Origin of the sequence: Endozoicomonas sp. SESOKO2 (genome assembly GCF_024606245.1) — a bacterium.
Classification (GTDB): domain Bacteria; phylum Pseudomonadota; class Gammaproteobacteria; order Pseudomonadales; family Endozoicomonadaceae; genus Endozoicomonas_A.
Genome location: NZ_JAHHPQ010000264.1, coordinates 1 through 1,852, shown reverse-complemented (window position 1 = coordinate 1,852; position 1,852 = coordinate 1). Strand labels below are relative to the sequence as shown.

Genomic DNA, 1,852 nt, shown 5'->3' with positions numbered 1-1,852 from the left:
AGGGAGATCACTGCATCTTACCAGTGTGAATCTTTATTGGAGCAACTGCCCTTAGAGATAAAGTATAAAGTCATTGACTCTCTGAATCTTCCAGCGGTAGCCCTTTTAAAACGGACATGCTCCAAGTTCTACAATGCTATCAAAGAAGGTGATGCTCTGGCGAAGGCTTGGTATCAGCGGTTTCCTTCAGCACTCCAGGCTCAACTCAAGAGAGTCATCAGTACAAAAGATAACAACCAACTCAGCGACTGGTTAGGGCAGTTTACGAATGATGAGGTGCTAATAAAGTCACTTATACAACGCCGAAAGAGTGATCAATTTCCCGCTATTTTCTATTTCACCATCACTGAACTGATGTCTAAATGTGAAACATTTGAATGGGTTGGAAAAGGCGAGATTTCTCATGGTGGCGAGATTAGATCAGCCACCTTTAGTGGCGATGGCCGCCACGTGGTGACCGTGAGTTCTGCTTTTGGTGAAGATACAGCGAAAATCTCTGGTCAGGACATCAATGGGTCATGGTATGTAAAAACCAGCTGTTTTCATACCGATCTTATCAACTCAGCCACCTTTAGCCCTGATGGCAATCATCTGGTCACTGCCAGTTATGATTGCACGGCGAGAATCTACAGTTTGGAGGCCGATGGATCCTGGCAAGAAAAGGAGACCATTACCTATGATCGTCCGGTCAGCTCAGCCACGTTCAGTCCCGATAGCACTCTTTTGCTGACCGCCAGTTATGGTCGCACGGCGAAAATCTACGGTTTGGAGGCCAATGGATCCTGGGTACCAAAAGCCAGCATTTCCCATCGAGGTTCAGTCTGCTCAGCCACCTTCAGCGTTGATGGGTGCTATGTGATAACCTGCACCGGTAGCGCTAATGGGGTGAAAATCCTTAGCCAGGAGGAAGATGGATCATGGCTGGAGAATGCTACTGTTCCCTATGACAATCATGCTACTTCAGCCACCTTCAGCTACGATGGCACCCATGTGCTGACCGTTGGTGTAATGCCTGAGTACGGTAGGTTCAACGATACCCCCTCCAACCGCGATGGCACCCACATGGTGAAAATTTATGGCCATAAGACCGATGGATCCTGGGAACTAAAGGCTGACATTCGCCATTCTTCTTGGGTCACTTCAGCCGACTTCAGCACCGATGGCAGCCATATTGTGACTGCCAGTGTCGATGGTACGGCGAAAATCTACGGTCTGAAGGCCGATGGATCATGGGAATCAAAAACCACCATTCGTCATGGCAGTTCGGTACCATCAGTTACTTTCAGCGCTGATAGCCGCCATCTGCTGATCGCCAGTCAAAATAAAACGGTGAAAATCTACGGCCTTAAGGACGGAGTCTGGAATGAAAAGGCCTCCATTACTCATGACGGCGAGGTCAATTCAGCCGTCTTTAGCACTGATAGTCGTCATGTGGTAACCGCCAGTAAAGATAAAACAGCGAAAATCATTGGCCAGCAGCTCGATGGATCATGGGTAGTGAAAGCTTCCATTTCACATCAGGGTGAAGTCAACTCAGCCAGCTTCAGTGCCGATTGTTGCCATGTGGTCACCGCCAGTGACGATGGCACGGCGAAAATCACTGAAGTAAGGGGTTCTCTGGCTTCACCTGAATCGGCACAGACTGGTGGTGATTGACGAAGCCCGGAACCTGATGCGGGTCACGCAGAGGACCGCCGCTGAGTGACGCCACTCTGCTTGTGCCGAAAGACAGAAACAGTGTTCGTTGCGCTTACCAACATCTTATGAACTTTTATTCCAAAACCGGGTCCAACTCGTCACATCCATTTTGAATGTCGTTTCAAAATCAGGACGAATAACAACTTTAGAGTGA

The 1,852-nt window shown here is 48.6% G+C and carries 1 protein-coding gene; it reads left to right on the top strand.

Annotation, left to right across the window (positions count from 1 at the left end; translation table 11 throughout):
• The coding region (locus KDK17_RS06205) for a WD40 repeat domain-containing protein (protein WP_257287613.1) at positions 1-1,656 on the top strand (1,656 nt) is incomplete at its 5' end.
• Positions 1,657-1,852: the final 196 nt, after the last annotated feature.